Source organism: Neisseria sp. P0001.S005 (genome assembly GCF_051963715.1).
Map to the genome: position 1 here is coordinate 1 of NZ_JBQCTZ010000662.1, position 413 is coordinate 413.

At 51.6% G+C, this 413-nt stretch carries 1 protein-coding gene; it reads left to right on the forward strand.

Annotated elements, in window-relative coordinates; all coding sequences use genetic code 11:
- The coding region (locus tag ACTHSP_RS22260; RefSeq protein WP_440347043.1) for an NADH-quinone oxidoreductase subunit C at positions 1 to 413 on the forward strand (413 nt) is incomplete at both ends.

The window sequence follows — 413 nt, forward strand, 5'->3', positions numbered from 1 at the left end:
GAGTTGCATTTCGAGCTTCTGGTTGACTTGTGCGGTGTCGATTACAGCACTTACAAAAACGAAGTATGGCAGGGCAAACGCTTTGCCGTCGTCAGTCAGCTGCTTTCCGTTAAAAACAATCAACGCATCCGCGTACGCGTCTGGGTTTCAGACGACGATTTCCCCGTAGTCGAATCCGTCGTCGATATTTACAACAGCGCGGATTGGTACGAACGCGAAGCCTTCGATATGTACGGCATCATGTTCAACAACCACCCGGACTTGCGTCGCATCCTGACCGATTATGGTTTCGTCGGACATCCGTTCCGCAAAGACTTCCCGATTTCCGGCTATGTGGAAATGCGTTACGACGAAGAGCAAAAACGCGTGATTTACCAACCTGTTACCATTGAGCCGCGCGAGATCACGCCGCG